This is a genomic window from Gallibacterium genomosp. 2 (genome assembly GCF_000771895.1).
In the GTDB taxonomy this organism is placed as follows: Bacteria; Pseudomonadota; Gammaproteobacteria; order Enterobacterales; family Pasteurellaceae; genus Gallibacterium.
This window is the reverse complement of sequence record NZ_JPXY01000081.1, coordinates 1-1135: the sequence shown is the minus strand read 5'-3', so window position 1 is coordinate 1135 and position 1135 is coordinate 1. Positions and strand designations below refer to the sequence as shown.

The window sequence follows — 1135 nt, the reverse complement described above, 5'->3', positions numbered from 1 at the left end:
AAGAACGTTTAGCGAAAAAGCAAGCAGCAAACATTAGTTCTACTGCGAATATGATGCTTTCTGAATTTGCAGCAGAAGTTAATATTAATTTGCAGTTTGCAAGATTATTGAATCAACAACTTGCAACAAAAAATAATAAAACAACAATATGGACTAATTTTGCCCAACAAAAAACCAGGCATTTTTCAGATAATTACCGAGCTTATCAACAAAATTTAAATATTAATGAAATCGGTATCCAAAGTTTAATTAATGATAAAGGGCAGAGTATTGGTGCGATTTTCTCGAATGCTTATGCGACTAACTATTTATCTGATAATGCGACAAGTACGACAAAAGTAAACCAAGTGACCTTATATTTAAAGCAACAATTGACACCTAAGAGTTTTGTTACTATGGATATTAGTTATGGACGTTCTCATAATGAACTGAAATTAAAAAAACAGAATGAACATTTTCATCGTCAAATGTATAGTATTGGTTTAGGCTTTGGTCAATCTTTTTCATTATTCGGCATTGAATTACAAACATTATTAGGAATGAGGAATTATCATTATAATAATGTAAGTTATCAGTTTAATGGTATTAATATAAATACTAAGGATTTGAATTTATTAAATTATTATTCTGAATTGACAATAGCAAAAATGTGGAGAGTTGAGGATATAGAGTTTAAACCATTAATATCACTTCATTATGATAATTTTGTGCAAAGAGAGCTTAACGATAAAATGAATATTGATAATATCAGTTTGAAACAAGATTTTGGCGAAAGTGTATATTATGAGACCGGAATCGATATTAATTTTTACCAAAAGTGGCAGATTTCTTCTCGTTTAGGTGTAGGGAAAGGAAATAATTCACGAAAAGCAAAAAATGCAGAAATTAAACTGTCCTATTTATTCTAATAAATAACAATAATATGTGCCTATCTTGCAAAAGAAAAGGCACATTTTTATTTATGTTTAGGAAAAAAATAAAATTCTTAGTATGTATTAGTTGATATGTATATTTTTTGGGGCTGTAGTAGATTAGCAACAATGCTATACTACAAAAATGAAGATAACATATTGTAAATTAAAGAAATCCATACAGAAAAAACTGCTTGAGTTTTTTGTCGCAGAAGTTACTGCAA

At 28.5% G+C, this 1135-nt stretch carries 1 protein-coding gene and 1 pseudogene; both read left to right on the top strand.

All coding sequences use genetic code 11. From position 1 onward, the window contains the following. A partial coding sequence (locus P375_RS12590; protein ID WP_039137338.1) for an autotransporter domain-containing protein occupies positions 1-908 on the top strand: 908 nt, incomplete at its 5' end. Positions 909-1056: 148 nt separating this feature from the next. After that, positions 1057-1135 (top strand): annotated as a pseudogene (locus tag P375_RS12490) (IS1595 family transposase); the annotation flags it as partial.